Origin of the sequence: Burkholderia sp. IO2, assembly GCF_029522185.1 — a bacterium.
Lineage (GTDB): Bacteria > Pseudomonadota > Gammaproteobacteria > Burkholderiales > Burkholderiaceae > Burkholderia > Burkholderia cenocepacia.
The window spans coordinates 1-1,367 of record NZ_JAKWFH010000137.1; the positions used below are offsets into that span (position 1 = coordinate 1).

At 52.7% G+C, this 1,367-nt stretch carries 1 rRNA gene; it reads left to right on the top strand.

Annotated features, from left to right (window positions below):
* A 23S ribosomal RNA gene (locus MMB92_RS35155) occupies positions 1-1,355 on the top strand; the annotation flags it as partial.
* Between the last annotated feature and the right edge of the window lie 12 nt (positions 1,356-1,367).

The following is a 1,367-nucleotide window of genomic DNA, read 5'->3' on the forward strand; positions in this document are numbered from 1 at the left end:
GGGAGCGAAGCAATTGGAAGTGGTTCCAAGAAAAGCCTCTAAGCTTCAGTCTAACGATGACCGTACCGCAAACCGACACAGGTGGGCGAGATGAGTATTCTAAGGCGCTTGAGAGAACTCGGGAGAAGGAACTCGGCAAATTGGTACCGTAACTTCGGGATAAGGTACGCCCTTGTAGCTTGACCAGCCTGCGCTGGAAGGGTGAAGGGGTTGCAATAAACTGGTGGCTGCGACTGTTTAATAAAAACACAGCACTCTGCAAACACGAAAGTGGACGTATAGGGTGTGACGCCTGCCCGGTGCCGGAAGATTAAATGATGGGGTGCAAGCTCTTGATTGAAGTCCCGGTAAACGGCGGCCGTAACTATAACGGTCCTAAGGTAGCGAAATTCCTTGTCGGGTAAGTTCCGACCTGCACGAATGGCGTAACGATGGCCACACTGTCTCCTCCCGAGACTCAGCGAAGTTGAAGTGTTTGTGATGATGCAATCTACCCGCGGCTAGACGGAAAGACCCCATGAACCTTTACTGTAGCTTTGCATTGGACTTTGAACCGATCTGTGTAGGATAGGTGGGAGGCTATGAAACCGGAACGCTAGTTTCGGTGGAGCCGTCCTTGAAATACCACCCTGGTTTGTTTGAGGTTCTAACCTTGGCCCGTGATCCGGGTCGGGGACAGTGCATGGTAGGCAGTTTGACTGGGGCGGTCTCCTCCCAAAGCGTAACGGAGGAGTACGAAGGTACGCTAGGTACGGTCGGAAATCGTGCTGATAGTGCAATGGCATAAGCGTGCTTAACTGCGAGACCGACAAGTCGAGCAGGTGCGAAAGCAGGTCATAGTGATCCGGTGGTTCTGTATGGAAGGGCCATCGCTCAACGGATAAAAGGTACTCTGGGGATAACAGGCTGATACCGCCCAAGAGTTCATATCGACGGCGGTGTTTGGCACCTCGATGTCGGCTCATCTCATCCTGGGGCTGTAGCCGGTCCCAAGGGTATGGCTGTTCGCCATTTAAAGAGGTACGTGAGCTGGGTTTAAAACGTCGTGAGACAGTTTGGTCCCTATCTGCCGTGGGCGTTGGATATTTGAAGGGGGCTGCTCCTAGTACGAGAGGACCGGAGTGGACGAACCTCTGGTGTACCGGTTGTCACGCCAGTGGCATCGCCGGGTAGCTATGTTCGGAAGAGATAACCGCTGAAAGCATCTAAGCGGGAAACTCGCCTTAAGATGAGATATCCCTGGGGACTAGATCCCCTTGAAGGGTCGTTCGAGACCAGGACGTTGATAGGTCAGGTGTGTAAGCGCAGTAATGCGTTCAGCTAACTGATACTAATTGCCCGTAAGGCTTGATCCTATAACAAGTCTG